Source organism: Methylobacterium nigriterrae (genome assembly GCF_037106235.1).
Lineage (GTDB): Bacteria > Pseudomonadota > Alphaproteobacteria > Rhizobiales > Beijerinckiaceae > Methylobacterium > Methylobacterium nigriterrae.
On sequence record NZ_JBAWTG010000681.1, the window covers coordinates 1 to 309 of the forward strand.

A 309-nucleotide genomic window follows, 5' to 3' on the forward strand; every position below is an offset into this window, starting at 1 on the left:
GGGGCGAAGATCGAGCCGATCGTGGGCGCCGTCGAGCGGTGGAGCCAGGCCACCGGCATGCCCTTCTCGTCGAGGCCGGCCTCCAGGTGCTCCACCGCGATGGTGTGGTAGTAGCCGTGGTGGATATCGTCCTCGCGGGTCCAGGTCAGCTTGACCGGGGCGCCTCCGACGGCCTGGCTGCAGAGCGCGGCCTCGACCACGTAGTCGGGCTTCGACGTGCGGCCGAAGCCGCCGCCGAGCAGGGTCACGTTCACCTTCACCTTGTCGGCCGGGAGCTTGGGCGCCTTGACGAGGCGGTCATGGGCGGCC

General features: G+C 70.9%; 1 protein-coding gene. It reads right to left on the minus strand.

The window, feature by feature from the left end:
* The coding region (locus WDW90_RS38710; protein ID WP_336492948.1) for a molybdopterin cofactor-binding domain-containing protein at positions 1-309 on the minus strand (309 nt) is incomplete at both ends.